Below are 21,777 nucleotides of genomic sequence, written 5' to 3'. Positions count from 1 at the left end.
GGCCGTGGAACGGACTAGCCGTAGATCGGGCCGGTGTACTTCTCGCCCGGGCCCTGGCCCGGCTCGTCCGGGACGAGGGAGGCCTCGCGGAACGCCAGCTGGAGCGACTTCAGGCCGTCCCGCAGCGGTGCCGCGTGGAAGGAGCTGATCTCGGTCGCGCTTCCGTCGAGCAGACCGGCGAGGGCGTGGATCAGCTTGCGGGCCTCGTCCAGGTCCTTGTACTTGTCGCCCTCCTCGGTCAGGCCGAGCTTCACGGCGGCGGCGCTCATCAGGTTGACGGCGACCGTCACGATCACCTCGACGGCGGGGACCTCGGCGATGTCGCGGGCCATCTCGTCGAAGTCGGGGCCGGTGGCGGACTCGGCGGACTCAGCAGGGGTGTCACTCATGCCCCACACGATAGAGCCCGGTGTACGACGGTTCGCACCACCCCCGGGTAGCTGCTAACCTTGTGTGATGACCGGCCGGGACAGCAATGCCCGGCCCACAAGTGGAGGCTCCGATCTCCCACCTGACCGTCCCTCGGGATGGCGGGTCACCCCGGTCAGGCGGCCACCATCGTTCCGTACGGACGATGGAGTCGCCCGAAAGTGCGCCCCGCGGCATCACCGCGGCGGTGCTCCGGTAGTGCTTGGAGCCCCGCCTGTGATCGTCCCGGGGCATTTTTTGTGCTTCGGCGCGGTTAGGTCTGTCTAATAGAGACAAACGCGGCCGTCCGCCAGATGGTCGTGTGGTGCTAACCGAGGAGGATCCATCAGCGCCGAGCCCCGCATCAACGACCGGATTCGCGTTCCCGAGGTGCGACTTGTCGGTCCCAGTGGCGAGCAGGTGGGCATTGTCCCGCTGGCCAAGGCACTGGAGCTTGCACAGGAGTACGACCTGGACCTGGTCGAGGTGGCGGCGACCGCCCGTCCGCCTGTGTGCAAGCTCATGGACTACGGGAAGTTCAAGTACGAGTCGGCCATGAAGGCCCGTGAGGCGCGCAAGAACCAGGCGCACACGGTCATCAAGGAAATGAAGCTCCGGCCGAAGATCGACCCGCACGACTATGACACCAAGAAGGGTCACGTCGTCCGGTTCCTCAAGCAGGGCGACAAGGTCAAGATCACGATCATGTTCCGTGGTCGCGAGCAGTCCCGGCCCGAGCTGGGTTACCGACTGCTGCAGCGTCTCGCGGAGGACGTGGCCGACCTCGGTTTCGTGGAGTCGAACCCGAAGCAGGACGGCCGAAACATGATCATGGTTCTCGGTCCGCACAAGAAGAAGACCGAGGCGATGGCCGAGGCTCGCCAGGCGCAGGAAGCCCGCAAGGCCGAAGCGAAGGCCAACCCCGGCAAGTCGCAGAACGCCGCGGAGTCCGACGACGTGGAGATCGAGCACGTCGTGGAGGACGCCGAGGCTCCTGCCGAGGCTTCCGCCGACGCGTGATCCCCGGGGACGCGAGTCCCCAGGACGTAACCGATACAAGAGCGACGCTCCACCGTGCCCGGTTTTCGTGACCGGGCATCGGAGCGCCACCGACGAGGAGTGAACGGCGCCATGCCGAAGAACAAGACGCACAGCGGTGCCAAGAAGCGCTTTCGGGTGACCGGGTCGGGCAAGGTGCTCCGCCAGCGTGCCAACCGCCGCCACTACCTGGAGCACAAGCCCTCGACGCTGACCCGCCGCCTGGCCGGCACCGTCGAGCTGGCGCCGGGCGACGCCGCCAAGGTGAAGAAGCTCCTCGGGATGTAGTGCGCGCCCTGCGTGGGCAGGGCGCAGCCGATATCCGGGACCAAGCCGTTCTCGGGTCACCCTCGTGACCCAGCACAAGGAGTTAACAAGTGGCACGCGTCAAGCGGGCAGTCAACGCCCACAAGAAGCGCCGGGCGATCCTCGAGCAGGCCTCCGGCTACCGCGGTCAGCGTTCGCGCCTGTACCGCAAGGCCAAGGAGCAGGTCACCCACTCGCTGGTCTACAACTACAACGACCGCAAGAAGCGCAAGGGTGACTTCCGTCGGCTGTGGATCCAGCGCATCAACGCCGCTGCCCGCGCCAACGGCATCACCTACAACCGCTTCATCCAGGGTCTGAACGCCGCGAACATCGAGGTCGACCGCAAGATCCTGGCCGAGCTCGCCGTGAACGACGCGAGCGCGTTCGCCGCGCTCGTCGAGGCGGCCCAGAAGGCGCTGCCGAGCGACGTCAACGCCCCGAAGGCGGCGTGACGCCGACGCCGGCTGTAGTCCGACGTGACTTTCCGGACCCGTAGGCTTCGCGGCCTGCGGGTCCGTTGCGTTTGAGTGGTGCGGACGGATTCGGCACCTCCACGCCGCGGAGCGCGGGCGTGGGGATCCCCCAGGTCGTCCGCCGTCGTGGTTGGCCGCCGTCGCGGCGGACAGAAGATCTGAAAGTGAGCCTCATGCCCCCCGCCACCCCCGAGCTGATCTCCCCCCGTTCCCCCCGCGTCTCCGCCGCCCGGCGGCTCGCCAGGCGGAACTTCCGGGGGAAGGAGCGGCTGTTCCTCGCGGAGGGGCCGCAGGCGGTGCGGGAGGCGGCGGCGCACGCGTCCACGTTGGTCGAGTTGTTCGCCACGCTCGACGCCGCGGAGCGGTACGCCGACATCATCGGGGAGGCGCGTGCCGCCGGGGCGCGGGTGCACCTGGCCGACGATCTTGTGATCGCCGACATCTCGACCACCGTCACCCCGCAGGGCCTCGTCGGCGTCTGCCGCTTCCTCGACACGCCCTTCGAGGACATCCTGCGGGGCCGGCCCAAGCTCGTCGCCGTGCTCGCCCACGTACGGGATCCCGGGAACGCCGGCACCGTGCTGCGCTGCGCGGACGCCGCCGGCGCCGAGGCCGTCGTCCTCACCGACGCCTCCGTCGACCTGTACAACCCCAAGACCGTACGGGCGTCCGTCGGGTCCCTGTTCCACCTCCCCGTCGCTGTCGGCGTGCCCGTCGAGCAGGCCGTCGCCGGACTCAAGGACGCCGGTGTGCGGATCCTCGCCGCCGACGGTGCCGGGACCGACGATCTCGATGACGAACTGGACAAGGGGACCATGGGCGGGCCGACCGCCTGGGTGTTCGGGAACGAGGCCTGGGGGCTGCCGGAGGAGACCCGCGCGCTCGCGGACGCCGTGGTGCGCGTCCCGATCCACGGGAAGGCCGAGAGTCTGAACCTCGCCACCGCGGCCGCCGTATGTCTCTATGCGTCAGCCCGTGCACAGCGTGCCTCCGCAGGGTGCCGTTCCGTCACCGAGAGCTAGTAGGGTGACCAGCTCGGGGGCCCACTGCGCCAGCTGAGAGGCCGTCTGAGAGGTGGGGTACGGGGATGAGCGTCGGCACGAGCAGCGCACCGGGGGCACGGAATGTGCGGCACCCGTCCGCGGCCCGGCCCGGTGATCTCGCCGAGCTCGGCATCGACCCCGACCAGCTGCCCGACGGCCTGGTCGTCGCCGACGAGCACGGGCACGTGATCTGCTTCAACGCCGCCGCCGAACGCATCACCGCCGTCCCCGCCGCCGCCGCCCTCGGGCAGCGGCTGGAGAAGGCCCTCCCCCTGGAGGACCTGGAAGGACGTCGCTGGTGGCAGCTGACCGACCCGTACGGCGGCCTCGCGATCCGGTTCCGCCAGCCCGAGCGCAACCTCCTGCTGCCCGGCGGCCGTGAGGTCCTCGTCTCCGCGCGTTACGTCCGTACCGCGCCCACCGGAGCCGTCCGCCGTGTCGTGGTCTCCCTCCGCGACACCGCGGCCCGCCGCCGCACCGAACGCAGCCATGCCGAGCTGATCGCCACCGTCGCCCACGAACTGCGGTCCCCGCTCACCTCCGTCAAGGGCTTCACCGCCACCCTCCTCGCCAAGTGGGAGAGGTTCACCGACGACCAGAAGCGGCTGATGCTGGAGACCGTCGACGCGGACGCCGACCGGGTCACCCGGCTCATCGCCGAACTCCTGGACATCTCGCGGATCGACTCCGGGCGGCTGGAGCTGCGCCGTCAGCCCGTCGACATCGGCGCCGCCGTCGGCCGCCACATCCAGGCCTATGTCGCCGCCGGGCTGCCCGCCGACCGGTTTCTGCTGCGCCTGGAGCAGCCGCTGCCCGACCTGTGGGCCGACCCCGACAAGATCGACCAGGTGCTCAGCAACCTGCTGGAAAACGCGGTGCGCCACGGCGAGGGAACCGTCACGATTGACATCACGCCCACGGCGTCCCCGCGCGAAGGGGAAGGCCACGAGAACACTGCCACGTCGGTCACGGTGAGCGACGAGGGGTCCGGCATCCCGGAGGAGTCCATGAACCGCGTCTTCACCCGCTTCTGGCGGGGCAGCAAGCGCGGTGGCACCGGCCTCGGGCTCTACATCGTCAAGGGCATCGTCGAGGCCCACGGCGGCACCATCACGGTCGGCCGCGCCCCCGGCGGCGGCGCGGAGTTCCGATTTACGTTGCCCGTGAGCGCTCCGGCCTATCTGACCTGAGCCCGCGGGCGCATCCGCTCATCCGCACCCCGTTAGACTCGGCCTCTGGCACCTTTGTGTCCCATGGACGGCCCTCCGACCTCTGAGTGAGTCGGTGACGGGGACCTTCAGCCAGCCAATCGGAAGCACGGGAAGAGATGTCGGCACCGAATAAGTCGTACGACCCTGTAGAGGTCGAGGCCTTGAAACCGGAACAGATCGAGCGCACGCGGGACGAGGCGCTCGCCGCCTTCGCCGCCGCGGGCTCCCTCGACGCACTCCAGGAGGCCAAGGTCGCCCACACCGGCGGCACCTCCCCGCTGGCCCTCGCCAACCGCGAGATCGGCGCCCTGCCCCCGCACGCCAAGGCCGCCGCCGGCAAGCTCGTCGGCCAGGCCCGCGGCGCGGTGAACAAGGCCCTCGCCGTCCGCCAGTCCGAGCTGGAGGCGGAGCGGGACCAGCGCGTGCTGGTCGAGGAGGCGGTGGACGTCACGCTGCCGTACGACCGCGTACCGGCCGGCGCCCGCCACCCGCTCACCACGCTCTCGGAGCGCATCGAGGACATCTTCGTGGCCATGGGCTACGAGGTCGCGGAGGGCCCCGAGGTCGAGGCCGAGTGGTTCAACTTCGACGCCCTCAACATCGGCCCGGACCACCCGGCCCGCGGCGAGGCAGACACCTTCTTCGTGGCGGGCCCCGAGGGGCCGGCCGACTCCGGCGTCGTGCTGCGCACCCACACCTCGCCCGTGCAGATCCGCTCGCTGCTCGACCGTGAGCTGCCGGTGTACACGATCTGTCCCGGCCGCGTGTACCGCACCGACGAGCTGGACGCCACCCACACCCCGGTCTTCCACCAGGTCGAGCTGATCGCCGTCGACGAGGGCCTGACCATGGCCGACCTCAAGGGCACCCTGGACCACATGGTCCAGTCCCTGTTCGGTGAGGGCATGAAGACCCGGCTGCGGCCCAACTTCTTCCCGTTCACCGAGCCGTCCGCCGAGATGGACATGGTGTGCTACGTCTGCCGCGGCGAGTCCGTCGGCAACCCCGACCGGCCCTGCCGCACCTGCTCGTCCGAGGGATGGATCGAGCTCGGCGGCTGCGGCATGGTCAATCCGCGGGTGCTCACCGCCTGCGGCGTCGACCCGGAGAAGTACAGCGGCTTCGCCTTCGGGTTCGGCATCGAGCGGATGCTGATGTTCCGCCACAACGTCGAAGACATGCGAGACATGGTCGAGGGTGACGTCCGGTTCACCCGGCCGTTCGGGATGGAGATCTGATGCGCGTCCCGCTTTCCTGGCTGCGGGAGTACGTCGACCTGCCGGCGTCCGAGACCGGCCGTGACGTCCAGGCCCAGCTGGTGTCGGCCGGCCTCGAGGTCGAGACGGTCGAGCACCTCGGCGCCGACCTCAAGGGTCCCCTGGTGGTCGGGCAGGTGCTGACCATCGAGGAGTTGGAGGGCTTCAAGAAGCCGATCCGCTTCTGCACCGTCGACGTCGGTCAGGCCAACGGCACCGGTGAGCCCCAGGAGATCGTCTGCGGCGCCCGCAACTTCGCCGTCGGCGACAAGGTCGTCGTGGTGCTGCCCGGCGCCACGCTCCCGGGCGGCTTCTCGATCTCCGCGCGCAAGACGTACGGCAAGACGTCCCACGGCATGATCTGCTCCGGCGACGAGCTGGGCATGGGCGACGACGGCAGCCACGGCATCATCGTGCTGCCGCCGGAGACCGAGGTCGGCAAGGACGCCATCGAGCTCCTCGAACTGGTCGACGAGGTCCTGGACATCGCAGTCACCGCCAACCGCGGCGACTGCCTGTCCATCCGCGGCGTCGCCCGCGAGACCGCCATCGCCTACGGTCTGCCGCTGCGCGACCCGGCGCTGCTCGACGTCCCCGCCCCGAACGCGTTCGGCTACCCGGTCCGGGTCTCGGAACCGCTGGGCTGCGACCGCTTCACCGCGCGTACGGTGACCGGTCTGAGCCCGGAGGCCCGCTCCCCGATCTGGCTCCAGCGCCGACTGCAGAAGGTCGGCATGCGTTCGATCTCCCTCGCCGTCGACGTCACCAACTACGTGATGATGGAGCTGGGCCAGCCGCTGCACGCCTACGACCGTGGGCTCGTCCAGGGCACCATCGGCGTGCGCCGGGCCGAGGAGGGCGAGAAGATCGCCACCCTCGACGGCGTCACACGCACCCTGCACGCCGAGGACCTGGTCATCGTGGACGACCGCGGCCCCATCGGGCTCGCCGGCGTGATGGGCGGCGCCAACACGGAGATCGCCGACCTCCCCCAGTCTCGAATTCCCTCGACCGGGGGGACCCCCATGGAGGCCGAGGGCACGACCGACGTAGTGATCGAGGCCGCGCACTTCGACGCCGTCTCCATCGCGCGCACCGCTCGCCGCCACAAGCTGTCCTCCGAGGCGTCCCGCCGCTTCGAACGCGGGGTGGACCCGCAGGCCGCCTCCGCCGCCGCGCAGCGCACCGTCGACCTCCTCGTGCTGCTCGCGGGCGGCACCGCCGAGGCCGGCGTCACCGAGGTGATCGCCCCGTCCGGGCCGCACACCATCACCGTCCCCGCCGACCACCCCGACAAGGTCGCGGGCGTCGAGTACGGCCGCGAGGTCGTCGTACGCCGGCTGCAGGAGGTCGGCTGCGACGTGTACGGGCAGGACGAGCTGATCGTCACCGTGCCGTCCTGGCGGCCCGACCTGCGCCGCCCGAACGACCTGGCGGAGGAGGTCATCCGCCTGGAGGGCTACGAGAACCTGCCCTCCACACTGCCCAGGCCCCCCGCGGGCCGCGGCCTCACCCACCGGCAGCGGCTGCACCGCCGCGTCGGACGGGCCCTGGCCGGGTCCGGATATGTCGAGGCGCCGAACTACCCCTTCGTCAACGAGCAGGTCTTCGACCAGCTCGGCCTCGCGGCCGACGACCCGGCCCGCCGCGTCGTCAAGCTGGTCAACCCGCTCAGCGACGAGGAGCCCGCGCTCCGTACGTCGCTGCTGCCGGGCCTGCTGGCCGCGCTGCGGCGCAATGACGGCCGCGGCTCGCACGATCTCGCGCTGTTCGAGACCGGCCTGGTCTTCCAGCCGCGCGAGGAGCGGCGGGTCGCCGTCGCCCCTCCGGTGGACCGGCGTCCCACCGGCGAGGAGATCGCCGCGCTGAACGCCACGCTGCCCGAGCAGCCGCGCCATGTCGCCGTCGTCCTCGCGGGCGCCCGCGAACAGGCCGGCTGGTGGGGCAAGGGCCGCCCGGCGGACTGGGCCGACGCGGTCGAGGCGGCGCGTGCGGTGGCACGGGAGGCCGGTGCCGAACTGCTCGTCCGCGGTGGGCAGTACGGACCGTGGCACCCGGGCCGGTGCGCCGAGCTGGTGGTGGTCGCCGACGGTGCCGAGCGGGTCGTGGGCCACGCGGGCGAGCTGCATCCGCGGGTGCTGAAGGCGCTCGGGCTGCCCGCCCGTACCTGTGCGATGGAGCTCGACCTGGACGCGCTGGAGAAGGTGGGCGACGCGACCGTGCAGGCGCCCGGCATCTCCACGTTCCCTGTCGCCACGCAGGATGTCGCCCTCGTGGTCGACGGTGTCGTACCGCATGCCGATGTGGAGGCCGCGCTGCGCGACGGCGCGGGCGAACTGCTGGAGGCGATCCGGCTGTTCGACGTGTACGAGAACGCCGAGCAACTCGGTGAGGGCAAGAAGTCGCTGGCGTACGCGTTGCGCTTCCGGGCGGCCGACCGGACGCTGACCGTCGACGAGGCGTCGGCGGCCCGGGACGCGGCGGTGGCCCTCGCGGGCGAGCGGACGGGGGCGGTGCTGCGGGGCTAGTCACCGCCCAGCGCCCCGGTGAGGGAGGCAGGACCATTGAGTCTCCCCTGCCATGCTGCCGACAGAATCGGACCGGCCTTTCGGGGCCGGTCCGACTGCGTTGGCAGGGCCTGATGGGGGCCTCGGCGGAAGCCAGGCAGGCGGAGCCGTCCGCCCCGCCACGGAGTGTCGGGCAGGCAGCCGGGCGGACGGCGTGGAATCGGGCCGCCGCACTGTACGAGGGGGAGCCGGCGGCCCGGCCGGCCTCTTACGAGGCATTTCAGTCAATCGGCTGGAAACTCTCCGCGACAGTGTGCACACGCTGCGGATTCGAGTACTCCGTTCACACCCCGTGTGAAGGCGCACCCACTACTCTGACGGCACCGAGTCACCGGGGGGCCTTGGATGCAGCCCAACACTCTGCTCGACGCGATCCTGGACGAGGCGGGGATCTCGCACGCGGGTCTCGCCGCCCATGTGAACCAGGCGGGCCGGGCGCGCGGCCTGGCGCTCCGCTACGAACACACCGCGGTGGCACGGTGGTTGAAGGGCCAGCGGCCCCGGGGTCAAGTGCCCGACCTGATCTGCGAGGTGCTCGCGGCCCGGCTGCAACGCCCCGTCACCCTCGACGACATCGGCCTCGGCGTCCCCGGCGAACCCTCCGCCCCGCACGGCACCTCCCTGTCCGGCTTCGTCGAGCGGGCCACCGCCCTGTGGCGCTCCGACGAGCAGCAGCGCCCGCACATCCTGGGCGCGCCCGCGGTGACCGGCACACCCGCCGTCATGCCCGTGTGGGAGTGGGAGAACCCGCCCGAGGACGTCGACGTCTCGCGCGGCGGCCGGCACCGGGTCACCTCCGCAGACCTCGAGATGCTGCGCGCCGCCCGCGCCCACTACGAGCAGATGTACCGCAAGGCGGGCGGCATAGCGACCCGCTCCCGGATCGTCGGCTTCCTCAACGCGGAGGCCGCACCGCTGCTGCGCGGCAGCTACACCGACGAGACTGGCCGCCAACTGCACCGGGCCACCGGCGGGTTGGTCGCGGTCGCCGGGATCTGCGCCTACGACTCCGACGCGCACGGACTCGCCCAGCGCTACTTCCACCAGGCGCTCAGACTGGCAAAGGCCAGCGGGGACCGGGGACTTGGCGCGTACGTGATCGCGCTGCTGGTCAACCAGTCGCTGTTCATGCGGGAGTACCGGCAGGCCGTCGCCTTCGCGGAGGCCGCGTTGCGCGCCGCCGGCAAGCACATCACCCCGGCGCTCGCCTCCGACCTGTACGCGATGCAGGCGAAGGCGTACGCCCACCTCGGTGACGGCACGAGCGCGCTGTCCTGCATCCGGCGGGCCGAGCAGGCCGCCGAACGCATCCGGCGCGGACGCGAGCCCGACGAGACGGGCTATGTCCAGCCGGGACTCGTCAACGTCCAGGTGGCGGAGGCGCTGCTGAGCCTCGGCGAACTGGCGGCGGCGTGGGAGCACGCCGCGGCGGCCGTGGACAACCCGGCCCACGACCGGGGCCGGGTGCACCGGCTCGCCATGCTCAGCACGATCGAGCTGCGCCGGGGCAACGCCGACAAGGCGGTGGCCACGGCGGTGAAGATGGCCGAACAGGCCCGGGGGATGGAGTCCCAGCGCCTGCGCGACAGACTCAGGGCGGTGCGCGAACACCTGGTGCGCAGCGGCTGCTCGGGCACCGCCGAGGCAGCCGAACTCATCGACGGCGCACTGCGCGTACCGCTGTAGGCCGGTACCTGAGCACCGACACCTCATTGTCCCTGCTGCGATATTGCCACTTACTCGACGGAAGGTGGCAGAACCGTGCAGTGGACGAAACAGAGCGAACGAACTGTGTATGAAAACCGCTGGTTCACCGTCAACCTGGCAGATGTGGAACTGCCGGACGGGCGGCGTCTGGACCACTTCCTCATACGGCTGCGGCCCGTTGCCGTGGCCACTGTGGTGAACGAGGCCAACGAGGTACTCCTCCTGTGGCGCCACCGCTTCATCACCGACAGCTGGGGATGGGAACTGGCGGCGGGCGTCGTCGAGGACGGCGAGGACATCGCGTACGCGGCCGCCAGGGAGCTCGAGGAGGAGACCGGCTGGCGGCCGGGGCCCCTGCGCCACCTGATGAGCGTGGAGCCGTCCAACGGGCTGACCGACGCCCGGCACCACATCTACTGGTCGGACGAGGGCGAGTACATCGGACACCCCGTGGACGACTTCGAGTCGGACCGCAGGGAATGGGTTCCCCTCAAGCTGGTCCCCGACATGGTCGCCCGTGGGGAGGTCCCGGCCGCCACCATGGCGGCCGCGTTACTACTACTGCATCATCTGAGGCTGGGCCAGGACGCCATGCCCTGATTCCCCCACGCGTCCCGGAGTGCTCCTAGCGCCCCAGGGCCTGCCAGATCGTCACGACGAGCGCGCCCACGGCGGCGAGCCCCGCGACCGCGGGCAGCGGCCAGCGGGCGTGCTCCAGGGCGACGACCCGTGTGCTCAGGTCGTCGACCTCCTTGTCGGTCTCCTCGGTGCGATGGCTGAGCAGGGCAAGCCCTCCCTCGACACGCGCGTAGGCGACGTCGAGGCGTCGGCGTAACTCTGCGAGTTCCCCATGAACCACGGGATGCTCGGGGTCGGCGGTCACGAGTCCGCTCCTTTCCGTAGTCGTCACATCCCTTGCATGCGCATAGAGAGTCAACTCGCCTGGTGGGCAGGCGGGGAGAGTGTGCGACAGGCATATGCGGGCCCGGCGCGCACACGGTGTGTGAATGCGACGGGCCCGGCGCTCCGAAGAGTGCCGGGCCCTTTCCAGCCACCATGCGTAGTCAGTCGTAGGTGTAGAAGCCCGACCCCGACTTCCGGCCCAGCCGGCCCGCGTCGACCATGCGCTGGAGCAGCGGGGGAGCGGCGTACAGCGGCTCCTTGTACTCCTCGTACATCGAGTACGCGACCGAGGCGACGGTGTCCAGGCCGATCAGGTCGGACAGCTTCAGCGGGCCCATCGGGTGGGCGCAGCCGAGCTCCATGCCGTTGTCGATGTCCTCGCGGCTGGCGATGCCGGACTCGAACATCCGGATCGCGGACAGGAGGTACGGGATCAGCAGCGCGTTCACCACGAAGCCGGAGCGGTCCTGGGCACGGATGGCGTGCTTGCCGAGCACCTTCTCGGCGAAGCCCTGGGCGCGGCCGAGCGTGCCCTCGGAGGTGGTGAGCGCCGGGATCAGTTCGACCAGCTGCTGCACGGGGGCCGGGTTGAAGAAGTGGATGCCGATGACGTGGTCGGGCCGTGCGGTGGCGACCGCCAGCTTCACCAGCGGGATCGAGGAGGTGTTGGACGCGAGGATGGCGTCCGGCCGGGTCACGACCTGGTCGAGCACCTGGAAGATCTCGGTCTTGACCTGCTCGTTCTCGACGACCGCCTCGATCACCAGATCACGGTCTGCGAACTCGCCGAGGTCGGTGGTGAAGCTGAGCCGCGCCTGGGTCGCCGCCAGCTCCTCCTCGGTGATCTTGCCGCGCTCGGCAGCCTTGGCCAGGGAATTGAACAGCCGCGTCCGGCCGATCTCCAGGGCCTCGCCGGTGGTTTCGGCGACCCTCACGTCCAGGCCGGCGCGGGCGCTCACCTCGGCGATGCCCGCTCCCATCTGACCGCAGCCCACCACTCCGACCCGCGTGATGTCTCCCGCCTGGATGTCCGTCACATCGTCCCTTTCGCTGATCTACGGCTGTGGCAGGTTCTCCGTCGGTCCGGTGCCTGCTCCGTTCGTGCACGTTACTCCCAAGTATCGATGATCGATCGCGGGGGTACGGGCATCCTGGGGCACGGAGACGATCCGTGACCGCACGGATCCGCGGTGTATGGGGGTGTTCAGGTGGGGCGACTGTCACGTCGGGGGTTCGCGCTGGCCGCGTTGTCGACGCTCACGTCGGCCTCGGGCGCGACGGCCGGCCCGCAGCGGAGGGTCACCACCGAGATGCGGGGGGTGTGGCTGGCGACCGTGAGCAACCGCGACTGGCCCTCGCGGCCGGGGCTGTCGGCGGACCGGCAGCGTACCGAGCTGCTCGCGCATCTGGACCGGGCGGTCGCGGCCCGTCTCAACACCGTGGTGTTCCAGGTGCGCCCGACGGCCGACGCGCTGTGGCCCTCGCCCCATGAACCCTGGTCGCAGTACCTCACCGGCACCCAGGGCCGGGACCCGGGCTGGGACCCGCTCGGCACGGCGGTCGAGGAGGCGCACGCCCGGGGTCTGGAACTCCACGCCTGGTTCAACCCGTACCGCGTCGCCAATCACACGGACGTCACGAGGCTGGTCGCCTCCCACCCCGCCCGCAAGCACCCGGGGTGGGTGGTGCCGTACGGCGGGAAGCTCTACTACAACCCCGGGCTGCCCGAGGTCCGCGCCTTCGTGCAGGACGCGATGCTGGACGCGGTACGCAGGTACCCGGTGGACGCCGTGCACTTCGACGACTACTTCTACCCGTACCCGGTGGCGGGCCAGACCTTCGACGACGACGCGGCCTACGACCGTCACGGCGGCGGTTTCCCGAACCGGGCCGCCTGGCGGCGCGACAACATCGACAAGCTGGTGCGGGAGACGGCGGCCCGGGTCAGGAAAACCCGCCCCGCCGCCCGCTTCGGCGTCAGCCCCTTCGGGGTGTGGCGCAACTCCGACACCGACCCGCTCGGCTCGGACACCCGGGCGGGCGTGCAGACCTACGACGATCTGCACGCGGACACCCGTACCTGGGTGCGCGAGGGCTGGATCGACTACATCGTCCCGCAGCTCTACTGGAACATCGGCTTCGCCGCCGCCGACTACGCGGAGCTGCTGGGCTGGTGGGCCGAGACGGCCCGGGGCAGCAGGACGAAGCTGTACCTGGGGGAGGCGCTCTACAAGGCCGGTGACCCCGCGCAGCCCGCGGCCTGGCAGGACCCGGCGGAGCTGTCCCGCCACCTCACCCGCGCCCGGGCGTTCCCGCAGGCGCGCGGGCATGTCTTCTTCGCGGCCAAGGAGGTCGGGGCGGACCGGATCGGCGCGATGGCGCGGGTGGTCGCCGACCACTACCAGCGGCCGGCGAAGCCCCCGCGCTGAGTCACCGGTGGGTTTCCCGGTGCCGGATCTCGGTGTCGGGGCCGGGTGAGCACACGCCTTCGTGACCGTCCTCGAAGCGGACGCGATACGGGGGGTTGCCCTGGGGACCCATCACTTCGACGATCTCGCCGACCTTGTCCTGCTGTCCGACCACCCTGCCGTGCTGGACAAGCTGGTCGCCAACGGTTGCACGCATCTGTTGGGCCTCCTCACCTGGTGCGCGAGCAGCGGTCCGTGGCCCTACGGCGCCGGGTCCGGTCGAGACCGGCGCGTGTGCGCCGCTCAGCTCCGTGCCCGCTGGGTGACGGCGATGCACACCAGCACCGCCGCGGCCGTCAGTGGGGCGGCCACCGTCAGGTGCTCGCCCAGGAGCAGCACCGACCACACCAGTGTGAGCAGGGGCTGGGCCAACTGCAACTGGCTGGCCCTGGGGATGCCGATGACCGCCATGCCCCGGTACCAGACGACCAGGCCGAGGAACTGAGAGCCCGCCGCGACCCACAGCAGCCCGGCGAGCCCGTGCGCGGTCAGCCGCACGGGCTCGTACGTCAGCGCCACGGCGGCGACGGGCACGGTGAGCGGCAGACACAGCACCAGCGCCCAGCCGATGACCTGCCAGCCGGGCATGACCCGGGCCAGCCGGCCGCCCTCGGTGTAGCCGGCCGCGCAGACCAGCAGCGCGCCGAACAGATACAGGTCGGCGGTGGTGAGGGCGCCGCCGCTCTGCTGCACGGTGAAGGCGACCACCGCGGCGGCGCCCGCGCATGCCGCCGCCCAGAAGGCGCGGGAGGGGCGGGTGCCGAACCGCAGGGCGGACAGCAGCGCGGTGGTCAGCGGGAGGAGGCCCACCACGACGGCGGCGTGTGCCGTGGTGGACGTCTCCAGGGCCAGCGTGGTCAGCAGCGGGAAGCCCACGACGACCCCGGCGCCGACCACGGCCAGCCCCGGCAGGTGCCGACGGTCCGGCAGCGGCACCCGCAGGGCCAGCAGGCACACGCTCGCGATCAGCGCCGCGAGCACGCTGCGCACGGCGACGAGCGTCCAGGGGCCGAAGCCCTCCAGGCCCCAGGCGGTGGCGGGGAAGGTGAGCGAGAAGGCGACGACGCCGAGGGCGGCCAGCAGGGTGCCGGTGGCCGGTGGCTTGGCCGGGGTGGTGACCGCTATCGGGGTCGGCGCGATAGCGCTACTCTCTACTCTCATGCAAGAGCGTAGCAGCGTCGTTGAACTGGCGGAACAGCTGCGAAGGGAACTGGACCGCTACTCTCCCGGTGGAAAGCTCCCGTCGAGCCGTGCCCTGGTGGAGCGGTTCCGGGTGAGCCCGGTGACCGTCTCCCGGGCACTCGCGCAGCTGGCCGCCGAGGGCCTGGTCGTCACGAGGCCGGGCGCCGGCGCCTTCCGGGCCCGGCCGCGGACGACCGCCGCCACGACGGTCGGGGACACCTCCTGGCAGGAGGTGGCACTGAGCGCGGACGGCGCCGCCGACCTCGTACCGCGCTCGGTGGACGCGTCCGGCGTCCTGGTCTCGCTGGCCGCGCCGCCGCCCGCCGTGATCGAGTTCAACGGGGGCTACCTCCATCCCTCGCTGCAACCGGAACGGGCGATGTCCGCGGCCCTGGCGCGGGCGGGACGCCGGCCGGGCGCGTGGGGACGGCCGCCCATGGAGGGGCTCCCGGAGCTGCGGGAGTGGTTCGCGCGCGGCATCGCCGGGCCCGGCGGTGGCGTCACGGCGGCGGAGGTGCTGATCAGCTCGGGCGGCCAGGCCGCGCTGACCACGGCCCTGCGCGCCCTCGCCCCGCCCGGCGCGCCGGTGCTGGTCGAATCGCCCACGTATCCGGGCATGCTGGCCATCGCCCGGGCGGCCGGCCTCCGGCCCGTTCCGGTGCCGGTGGACGCGCAAGGGGTACGGCCGTCCCTGCTCGCCGACGCGTTCCGGGCCACCGGCGCCCGGGTGTTCGTCTGCCAGCCGCTGTTCCAGAACCCGACCGGCGCGGTACTCGCGCCCGACCGGCGCGGAGAGGTGCTGGGCATCGCACGGGCGGCCGGCGCGTTCGTCGTGGAGGACGACTTCGTACGGCGGCTCGTGCACGAGGACGCCGGGCCGGTGCCGCGTCCGCTCGCCGCCGACGACCCCGACGGAGTCGTCGTGCACGTCGGCTCTCTCACCAAGGCGACCTCGCCCAGCTTCCGGGTCAGCGCGCTCGCCGCGCGCGGCCCGGTCCTGGAGCGGCTGCGCGCCATCCAGGTCGTCGACAGCTTCTTCGTGCCCCGGCCCTTGCAGGAAGCGGCACTCGAACTGGTCGGCTCACCCGCCTGGCCCCGCCATCTGCGGGCGATCTCGGCGGAGTTGAAGGCACGGCGGGACGTCATGACGGCCGCCCTGCGGCTCGGCCTGCCCGACCTCTCCCTCCCGCACATCCCCTCGGGCGGCTACCACCTCTGGCTCCGGCTTCCCGACGGCACCGGAGGCACCTCCCAGGCCTTCGGCTCCGGCGGAGAGGCCGCCCTGACGGCGGCCGCCCTGCGTGCGGGGGTCGCGATCACTCCCGGCCGCCCGTACTTCAGCGCCGAGCCGTCCGCCGGACACGTCCGCCTGAGCTTCGCGGCGGTGGCGGGAGCCGGGGAGATCGCGGAGGGGGTACGGCGTCTTCGTGCGGCCTACGACGAGGTGGTCCCGGACCAGGTCCGGCGGGCGGCCCGCACAACTCTCGGGTAACACCCCTTGACCTGCGCACTCGCGCGGCTCACGATCGCCGCATGCAACTTCGGGTCACGTTCGTCGCCGCCGCGCGCAGCTCCCCGCTGCTCGCGGAGCGCTTCGAGGACGACCGTCCGCTGGACCAGGCCGGCTGGGACGAGGTGCAGCGTGTCGTCCAGGACCTGATCCCGCTCGCGGCGGCCGAGTTGCGCTACTGCTCGCCGACCCCGCGCAGCCGCGCCACCGGGGACGCCCTCGGTTACGCGCCGCTCGTGCAGCTCGCCCTGCGGGACTGCGACATGGGCCGGTGGCGCGGGCTGACCCTGGGCGAGGCGATGGCCCGCGAGCCGGAGGCCGTGGACGCCTGGCTCGCCGACCCCCGGGCCACCCCGCACGGCGGCGAGTCGCTGACGGCGTTCATCACCCGGGTCGGCAACTGGCTCGACACCCGTCCCGTCGAGGACGGCGGTCGTGTCGTCGCGGTGGCCGAACCCTCGGTGATCCGGGCCGCGCTGGTCTACGCCCTGAAGGCACCGCCCTCGACCTACTGGAACATCGACGTACGGCCGCTGTCGACGACCGCCGTCACCGGCCGGTCGGGACGCTGGAACCTCCGCTTCGACGGGGTGACCGCTCAGACCTCGCGGGCGTAGTCGGTGGTCAGGACGAGGTCCTTGGCGGGCCCGCCGACCCGCCACACGGATCGCCAGTGGTCACCGTCGCGGACGGTGAACTCGCCCCGGTAGAGATCGGCCGAGCAGGGGTGGTCCGTGACATGGCGGCCCGAGGCCAGGTCCAGGTCGTGGAAGGGGCGGCCGTCGGCGAAGCGGACGTCCACGGTTCCCGGTGGACTGCCCGGCAGGAAGAGCAGGGTGCGCTCGGCGGGGCGGGGGACACCCCGCCAGGTGAAGGTGCCGGTTTCGTGGTGCAGCAGCCCGCCTTCGTCCGACGGGCCGAAAGTGGTCGTACCGCCGAAGTGTCCCTCGTCGCCGCTCGTCAGATCCCGCACGGAGCGTTCCACTCGCCAGCTCCCGGCGAGATACGCCAGGACGTCGGGTACTGGCCAGAACTCGCCCACCGGTTCCTCTCTTCCGACTCTTCCGACACTTTCGATACCGCGCGACCCGTTGACGCTCCTGAACCCCCTCTCTATGGTGCCGTTCGAAGTGCTGATCATTGTCCGATATCTCGAATGACCTGGGGTTCCCCCCACTTGAGCCGCGGAGTATCCATGTCACGCACCCGCACCCGCTGGAGACTCGGTCTCACGGCCACCGCCTTCCTGGTGGCGGCCGGCCTGGTCCCGGCACCCGCCCACGCCGAGGACGTCACCGACTACGCGATCACCGTCGACCCCGCCACCAAGGGCGCGAAGATCGACGACACGATGTACGGCGTCTTCTTCGAGGACATCAACCGCGCCGCGGACGGCGGTCTGTACGCCGAACTCGTGCAGAACCGGTCCTTCGAGTACTCCACCGCCGACAACTCCTCGTACACGCCCCTCACCTCCTGGACGGTCGACGGCACCGCACAGGTCGTGGACGACGGCGGCCGGCTCAACGAGCGCAACCGCAACTACCTTTCCCTGGCCGCTGGTTCGTCCGTCACCAACGCCGGCTACAACACCGGCGTGCACGTGGACGAGGGCAAGAAGTACGACTTCTCGGTGTGGGCGCGGGCCACGGGCGGCACCACACTGACGGTCTCGTTGCGGGACGGGGACGGAACCCTGGCCACCGCCCGCAAGGTGGCCGTGCGCAAGAGCGGCTGGGCCAAGTACACCGCCACGTTCACCGCGACCCGCACCAGCTCCACCGGCCGCCTCGCCGTCGCCTCCTCGGCCGACGCGGCCCTGGACATGGTGTCGCTCTTCCCCCGTGACACCTACCGGAACGAACCGAACGGCCTGCGCAAGGACCTCGCCGAGAAGGTCGCCGCCCTGCATCCGGGCTTCGTGCGCTTCCCCGGCGGCTGCCTGGTCAACACCGGCTCCATGGAGGACTACAGCGAGGCCTCCGGTTACCAGCGCGAGCGCTCCTACCAGTGGAAGGACACCATCGGCCCGGTCGAGCAGCGGGCCACCAACGCCAACGTCTGGGGCTACAACCAGAGTTACGGCCTCGGCTACTACGAGTACTTCCGCTTCGCCGAGGACATCGGCGCGATGCCGCTGCCCGTGGTCCCGGCCCTGGTGACCGGCTGCGGCCAGAACCAGGCCGTCGACGACGAGGCACTGCTCAAGCGGCACATCCAGGACACCCTCGACCTCATCGAGTTCGCCAACGGCCCGGTCACCTCGACCTGGGGCAAGAAGCGCGCCCGGATGGGTCACCCCAGGCCGTTCCACCTCACGCACCTGGAGGTCGGCAACGAGGAGAACCTCCCGAACGAGTTCTTCGCCCGCTTCAAGCAGTTCCGCGCCGCCATCGAGGCGAAGTACCCCGACGTCACGGTCATCTCCAACTCGGGCCCGGACGACTCCGGTTCGACCTTCGACACCGCCTGGCAGCTGAACCGGGACGCGAACGTCGCCATGGTCGACGAGCACTACTACAACAGCCCGCAGTGGTTCCTGCAGAACAACAGCCGCTACGACTCCTACGACAGGAAGGGCCCCAAGGTCTTCCTCGGCGAGTACGCCTCCCAGGGCAACGCCTTCAAGAACGGTCTCTCGGAAGCCGCGTTCATGACCGGCCTGGAGCGCAACGCCGACGTCGTGAAACTGGCCTCCTACGCCCCGCTGTTCGCCAACGAGGACTATGTCCAGTGGCGCCCGGACCTGGTGTGGTTCAACAACCACGCCTCCTGGAACTCCGCGAACTACGAGGTCCAGAAGCTGTTCATGAACAACGTCGGCGACCGGGTGGTGCCGTCGAAGGCCACCGGGACACCGTCGCTGCTCGCCCCGATCACCGGCGCCGTCGGCCTGTCGACCTGGGCGACCAGCGCGGCCTACGACGACGTCAAGGTCACCGACGCCGACGGGAAGACACTGCTCACGGACGACTTCTCCGGTGACGCCGCCCAGTGGAACCACACCGGTGGCGGCAGTTGGAGCGTCCAGGACGGGCAGTACGTGCAGACGGACACCGCAGCCGAGAACACCATGGTCTCGGCCGGGGACGCCGGCTGGCACGACTACGACCTGCATGTGAAGGCCACCAAGAAGTCCGGCAAGGAGGGCTTCCTCGTCGCCTTCGGCGTCAAGGACACCGGCAACTACTACTGGTGGAACCTGGGCGGCTGGAACAACACCCAGTCCGCCGTGGAGCAGGCCTCGGACGGCGGCAAGTCGACGCTCCTGTCCAAGGCGGGGTCGGTCGAGACGGGCCGTGCCTACGACATCGACATCAAGGTGCGGGGCCGTCAGGTCACCCTCTACCTCGACGGCAAGGAGTGGGGCGGCTTCACCGACGACAAGCCCGCCGAGCCGTTCCGCCAGGTCGTCACCAAGGACAAGAAGAGCGGTGACCTGATCGTCAAGGTCGTCAACGCCCAGTCCTCGGCGGCCCGCACGGCGATCGACCTGGGCGGCGCGAAGGTCGCGTCCAAGGCGAAGGTCACCACGCTGGCCGCGGCCCCGGACGCGGTGAACACGGAGACGTCCACGACGGTGGCGCCGGTGTCGTCCACCTTCTCCGGAGTGGCCGACAGGTTCACGTACACCTTCCCGGCGAACTCGGTCACCTTCCTGCGGATCAAGCAGAGGTAGCCGGTGATGGTGTGGGCCGCTGTCCCCGCGGCGGCGGCCCACATGTCGTGTGCCCCAGGTCACACGCAACCTCGTCGTGGGTCGCACGTCTGTCGGGGTTCGGAGCTGCTGGCTGAGTAGTAAGCAGGAGTGAGTTTGGGTGAGTGTGAGTGAGTGCCGAGGCTGGATGTGTGGGTCTGGCCGTCCGTGGTGCGCTGGGGGTGTTCTCTGCTGCCGAGGGGTGTTCTGAGATTCGCCCGCCTGTGGGAACGGGAGTTCTTGGGTCGAATGGGTGACCTTTGTGGGTGGTGGTCGTTGACTGCGGTGATGGGGTCTTCGGCCGGGTGGGGGTGTACGGGTGGGTGGGCTGCGGGAGTTGACGGCGTCGTTCGTGGTGCCCGGCCCGGCTGGGGTGGCGATCAGGGACCGGCTGCGGGTGAGCGAGTCGGACGCGGCGGTGCTTGCCGAGGTGGGGATGTTCCTGGGTTCGCTGGCGGCCGGGGATCTCGCAGTACGTTCCCGGCAGGGTGTGTCGCATGATGCGGCCGGGTGGGCGGTGCGTAAGCGGGAGTTGACGGGGAGGTCGTCGGCGCGTTGGGCGGGCAGTATCACCAAGGCCAGCCACGACCAGTGGGCGCTGGCGAGGCGCGGGCAGGGCGCCCACATGGCCTGGCTGCGTACTCAGATCGCGTCGGTGGAGGCGCGGCTGGCCCGTCCGCTGGGCGCCAAAGCCGACAAGAGGGCGGGGCTGGTGCGCGGGTATGCCACGCGCAGTGAGTGGCATGCCAAGTCCCGCCGCCTGCACACCCTGAAGGACCGCCTCGCGAGAGTGGAGGCGGACTGGGCTGCGGGTCGGGTGCGGGTGGTGCGCGGCGGCAAGCGCCTCGCCCACACCCGCCACCATCTGGAGGCGGCCGGGCTGGACGAAGCAGCGTGGCGGGAGCGGTGGCGGGCGGAGCGGATGTTTCTTGCCGCCGACGGGGAGTCCGGCAAACGCTTCGGCAATGAGACCATCCGTATCACCGACACCGGACAGGTCTCCATCAAGCTCCCCGCTCCGCTGGCCCATCTGGCTAACGCGTCGCACGGTCGGTATCTGCTGGATGCGACCGTACGGTTCCGGCACCGGGGTGAGGAGTGGCGGGACCGGGTCACCGCGAACCGGGCGGTGGCTTACCGCATTCACCACGACCCAGCACGCGGACGCTGGTATGTGACCGCCTCGTGGCAGCGTGCCGCCGCCCCGGTGCTGCCGCTTGAGGCGGCGCTGGCGCGGGGGGTGGTGGGGGTGGACATGAACGACGACCACCTCGCCTGCTGGCGTCTGGATGTGCACGGCAACCCGGTCGGCGAACCACGCCGCTTCTTCTACCACCTGACCGGCAGCAGCGAGCACCGGGACGCGCAGATCCGGCACGCGCTGACCCGTCTGCTGCACCACACGCGCCGCACCGGTGCTGCCGCGATCGCCATCGAGGACCTCGACTTCCGCGAGGGCACCAGCCGGGAGAAGCACGGCCGCAACAAGCGTTTCCGCCGCCTGCTCTCCCGCTTCCCCACCGCGAAACTGAAAGCCCGGCTGGTGTCGATGGCCGCCGAGCAGGACGTCGCGATCGTTGCGGTCGACCCCGCCTACACGAGCCGGTGGGGTGCCCAGCACTGGCAGCAGCCACTGACCACGTCACAACGCAAGATGTCCCGGCATGATGCGGCGAGCATCGCGGTCGGGCGACGCGCCCTTGGACACCCGATCAGGCGACGGGCGGCACCGCCCCGCGACGACCAGAGTGATCGTGGTGGGCATCGGACCGGCCAGGCCCGACCGGAGGCCCGGCGGCGTGAGGGAACCCGCCCCCACATTCCCGGACCGCGCACCGGATGCGCGCCTCCGGGCCGTGGAGCGAAAGCGGGCGACCAGGGTGCCCACCACCGTTCGGGACACCCGGCTGAGCACGAGTCCTGGCAACAGCACTCACTCCCGCTCAGTCTTTAGGAACGGTGGAGGCCTCCTTTCCACCACGACCGGAACGACCCGACGACGATT

General features: G+C 70.8%; 19 protein-coding genes and 1 pseudogene. 14 read left to right on the top strand and 6 right to left on the bottom strand.

Features of this window, described 5'->3' with window-relative positions:
* Positions 1-14: 14 nt before the first annotated feature.
* Positions 15-389: a DUF1844 domain-containing protein gene (locus OHA64_RS09575; protein ID WP_405610823.1), complete on the bottom strand. Its 375-nt coding sequence runs from the start codon at positions 387-389 to the stop codon at positions 15-17.
* Between the two features lie 339 nt (positions 390-728).
* Here OHA64_RS09575 and infC point away from each other — a divergent pair.
* The 9 genes and pseudogenes from infC to OHA64_RS09530 all read left to right on the top strand — a co-directional run bounded on the left by infC (position 729) and on the right by OHA64_RS09530 (position 10,612).
* Positions 729-1,428: pseudogene (gene infC / locus OHA64_RS09570) on the top strand (translation initiation factor IF-3).
* Positions 1,429-1,539: 111 nt separating this feature from the next.
* Positions 1,540-1,734 carry a 50S ribosomal protein L35 gene (gene rpmI, locus OHA64_RS09565; protein ID WP_405610820.1) on the top strand — a complete coding sequence of 65 codons (195 nt, stop codon included), beginning with the start codon at positions 1,540-1,542 and terminating at the stop codon, positions 1,732-1,734.
* An 89-nt stretch (positions 1,735-1,823) separates the two neighbouring features.
* Positions 1,824-2,207, top strand: a complete 384-nt coding sequence (gene rplT, locus OHA64_RS09560) for a 50S ribosomal protein L20 (protein WP_405610817.1) — start codon at positions 1,824-1,826, stop codon at positions 2,205-2,207.
* Positions 2,208-2,401: 194 nt separating this feature from the next.
* Entirely contained in the window at positions 2,402-3,250 is an 849-nt protein-coding gene (locus tag OHA64_RS09555) for a TrmH family RNA methyltransferase (RefSeq protein ID WP_405610814.1), read from the top strand.
* Between the two features lie 65 nt (positions 3,251-3,315).
* Positions 3,316-4,461, top strand: a complete 1,146-nt coding sequence (locus OHA64_RS09550) for an ATP-binding protein (RefSeq protein WP_405610811.1) — start codon at positions 3,316-3,318, stop codon at positions 4,459-4,461.
* A gap of 137 nt (positions 4,462-4,598) precedes the next feature.
* Positions 4,599-5,720, top strand: a complete 1,122-nt coding sequence (pheS, locus tag OHA64_RS09545; protein WP_405610808.1) for a phenylalanine--tRNA ligase subunit alpha — start codon at positions 4,599-4,601, stop codon at positions 5,718-5,720.
* Positions 5,720-8,266, top strand: a complete 2,547-nt coding sequence (pheT, locus tag OHA64_RS09540) for a phenylalanine--tRNA ligase subunit beta (RefSeq protein WP_405610805.1) — start codon at positions 5,720-5,722, stop codon at positions 8,264-8,266. The genes pheS and pheT overlap by 1 nt, the downstream gene beginning before the upstream one ends.
* 384 nt (positions 8,267-8,650) lie before the next feature.
* Positions 8,651-9,991, top strand: coding sequence for a transcriptional regulator (locus OHA64_RS09535; RefSeq protein WP_405610802.1), 1,341 nt, complete (start codon positions 8,651-8,653; stop codon positions 9,989-9,991).
* Positions 9,992-10,066: 75 nt separating this feature from the next.
* Complete coding sequence (locus OHA64_RS09530) at positions 10,067-10,612, top strand: NUDIX hydrolase (RefSeq protein ID WP_405610799.1); 546 nt, start codon at positions 10,067-10,069, stop codon at positions 10,610-10,612.
* Between the two features lie 25 nt (positions 10,613-10,637).
* Here the strand turns inward: OHA64_RS09530 and OHA64_RS09525 are convergent, their stop codons facing one another.
* Complete coding sequence (locus OHA64_RS09525) at positions 10,638-10,895, bottom strand: hypothetical protein (protein WP_405610796.1); 258 nt, start codon at positions 10,893-10,895, stop codon at positions 10,638-10,640.
* Positions 10,896-11,076: 181 nt separating this feature from the next.
* Positions 11,077-11,952, bottom strand: coding sequence for a 3-hydroxybutyryl-CoA dehydrogenase (locus tag OHA64_RS09520; protein WP_405610793.1), 876 nt, complete (start codon positions 11,950-11,952; stop codon positions 11,077-11,079).
* A 180-nt stretch (positions 11,953-12,132) separates the two neighbouring features.
* Here OHA64_RS09520 and OHA64_RS09515 point away from each other — a divergent pair, with 180 nt between their 5' ends.
* Positions 12,133-13,344 (top strand): glycoside hydrolase family 10 protein, encoded by a 1,212-nt coding sequence (locus tag OHA64_RS09515; RefSeq protein ID WP_405623917.1) that lies wholly within the window; start codon positions 12,133-12,135, stop codon positions 13,342-13,344.
* 1 nt (position 13,345) lies between these two features.
* Here the strand turns inward: OHA64_RS09515 and OHA64_RS09510 are convergent, their stop codons facing one another.
* Together OHA64_RS09510 and OHA64_RS09505 are read right to left on the bottom strand one after the other, a co-directional pair.
* Positions 13,346-13,540, bottom strand: coding sequence for a DUF1918 domain-containing protein (locus OHA64_RS09510; RefSeq protein WP_405610790.1), 195 nt, complete (start codon positions 13,538-13,540; stop codon positions 13,346-13,348).
* Positions 13,541-13,626: 86 nt separating this feature from the next.
* Positions 13,627-14,544 carry a DMT family transporter gene (locus tag OHA64_RS09505; protein WP_405610787.1) on the bottom strand — a complete coding sequence of 306 codons (918 nt, stop codon included), beginning with the start codon at positions 14,542-14,544 and terminating at the stop codon, positions 13,627-13,629.
* Between OHA64_RS09505 and OHA64_RS09500 the strand changes: the two genes are divergently transcribed.
* Together OHA64_RS09500 and OHA64_RS09495 are read left to right on the top strand one after the other, a co-directional pair.
* Complete coding sequence (locus OHA64_RS09500) at positions 14,543-16,057, top strand: PLP-dependent aminotransferase family protein (protein WP_405610784.1); 1,515 nt, start codon at positions 14,543-14,545, stop codon at positions 16,055-16,057. The genes OHA64_RS09505 and OHA64_RS09500 overlap by 2 nt on opposite strands.
* A gap of 41 nt (positions 16,058-16,098) precedes the next feature.
* Positions 16,099-16,692, top strand: coding sequence for a histidine phosphatase family protein (locus tag OHA64_RS09495; protein ID WP_405610781.1), 594 nt, complete (start codon positions 16,099-16,101; stop codon positions 16,690-16,692).
* On the opposite strand, the gene OHA64_RS09490 is transcribed toward OHA64_RS09495, so the two are convergent.
* Positions 16,674-17,117 (bottom strand): DUF6314 family protein, encoded by a 444-nt coding sequence (locus OHA64_RS09490; protein ID WP_405610778.1) that lies wholly within the window; start codon positions 17,115-17,117, stop codon positions 16,674-16,676. The genes OHA64_RS09495 and OHA64_RS09490 overlap by 19 nt on opposite strands.
* Positions 17,118-17,270: 153 nt before the next feature.
* Here OHA64_RS09490 and OHA64_RS09485 point away from each other — a divergent pair, with 153 nt between their 5' ends.
* Positions 17,271-19,754: an alpha-L-arabinofuranosidase C-terminal domain-containing protein gene (locus OHA64_RS09485; RefSeq protein ID WP_405610775.1), complete on the top strand. Its 2,484-nt coding sequence runs from the start codon at positions 17,271-17,273 to the stop codon at positions 19,752-19,754.
* Between the two features lie 337 nt (positions 19,755-20,091).
* Positions 20,092-21,726 carry an IS200/IS605 family accessory protein TnpB-related protein gene (locus OHA64_RS09480; RefSeq protein ID WP_405610772.1) on the top strand — a complete coding sequence of 545 codons (1,635 nt, stop codon included), beginning with the start codon at positions 20,092-20,094 and terminating at the stop codon, positions 21,724-21,726.
* Positions 21,727-21,777 lie beyond the last annotated feature (51 nt).

Source organism: Streptomyces sp. NBC_00076, from assembly GCF_045041235.1.
Taxonomy (GTDB): Bacteria; Actinomycetota; Actinomycetes; order Streptomycetales; family Streptomycetaceae; genus Streptomyces.
Note: the sequence above shows the minus strand (reverse complement) of the source record. Positions and strands in the feature narration are given on the sequence as shown.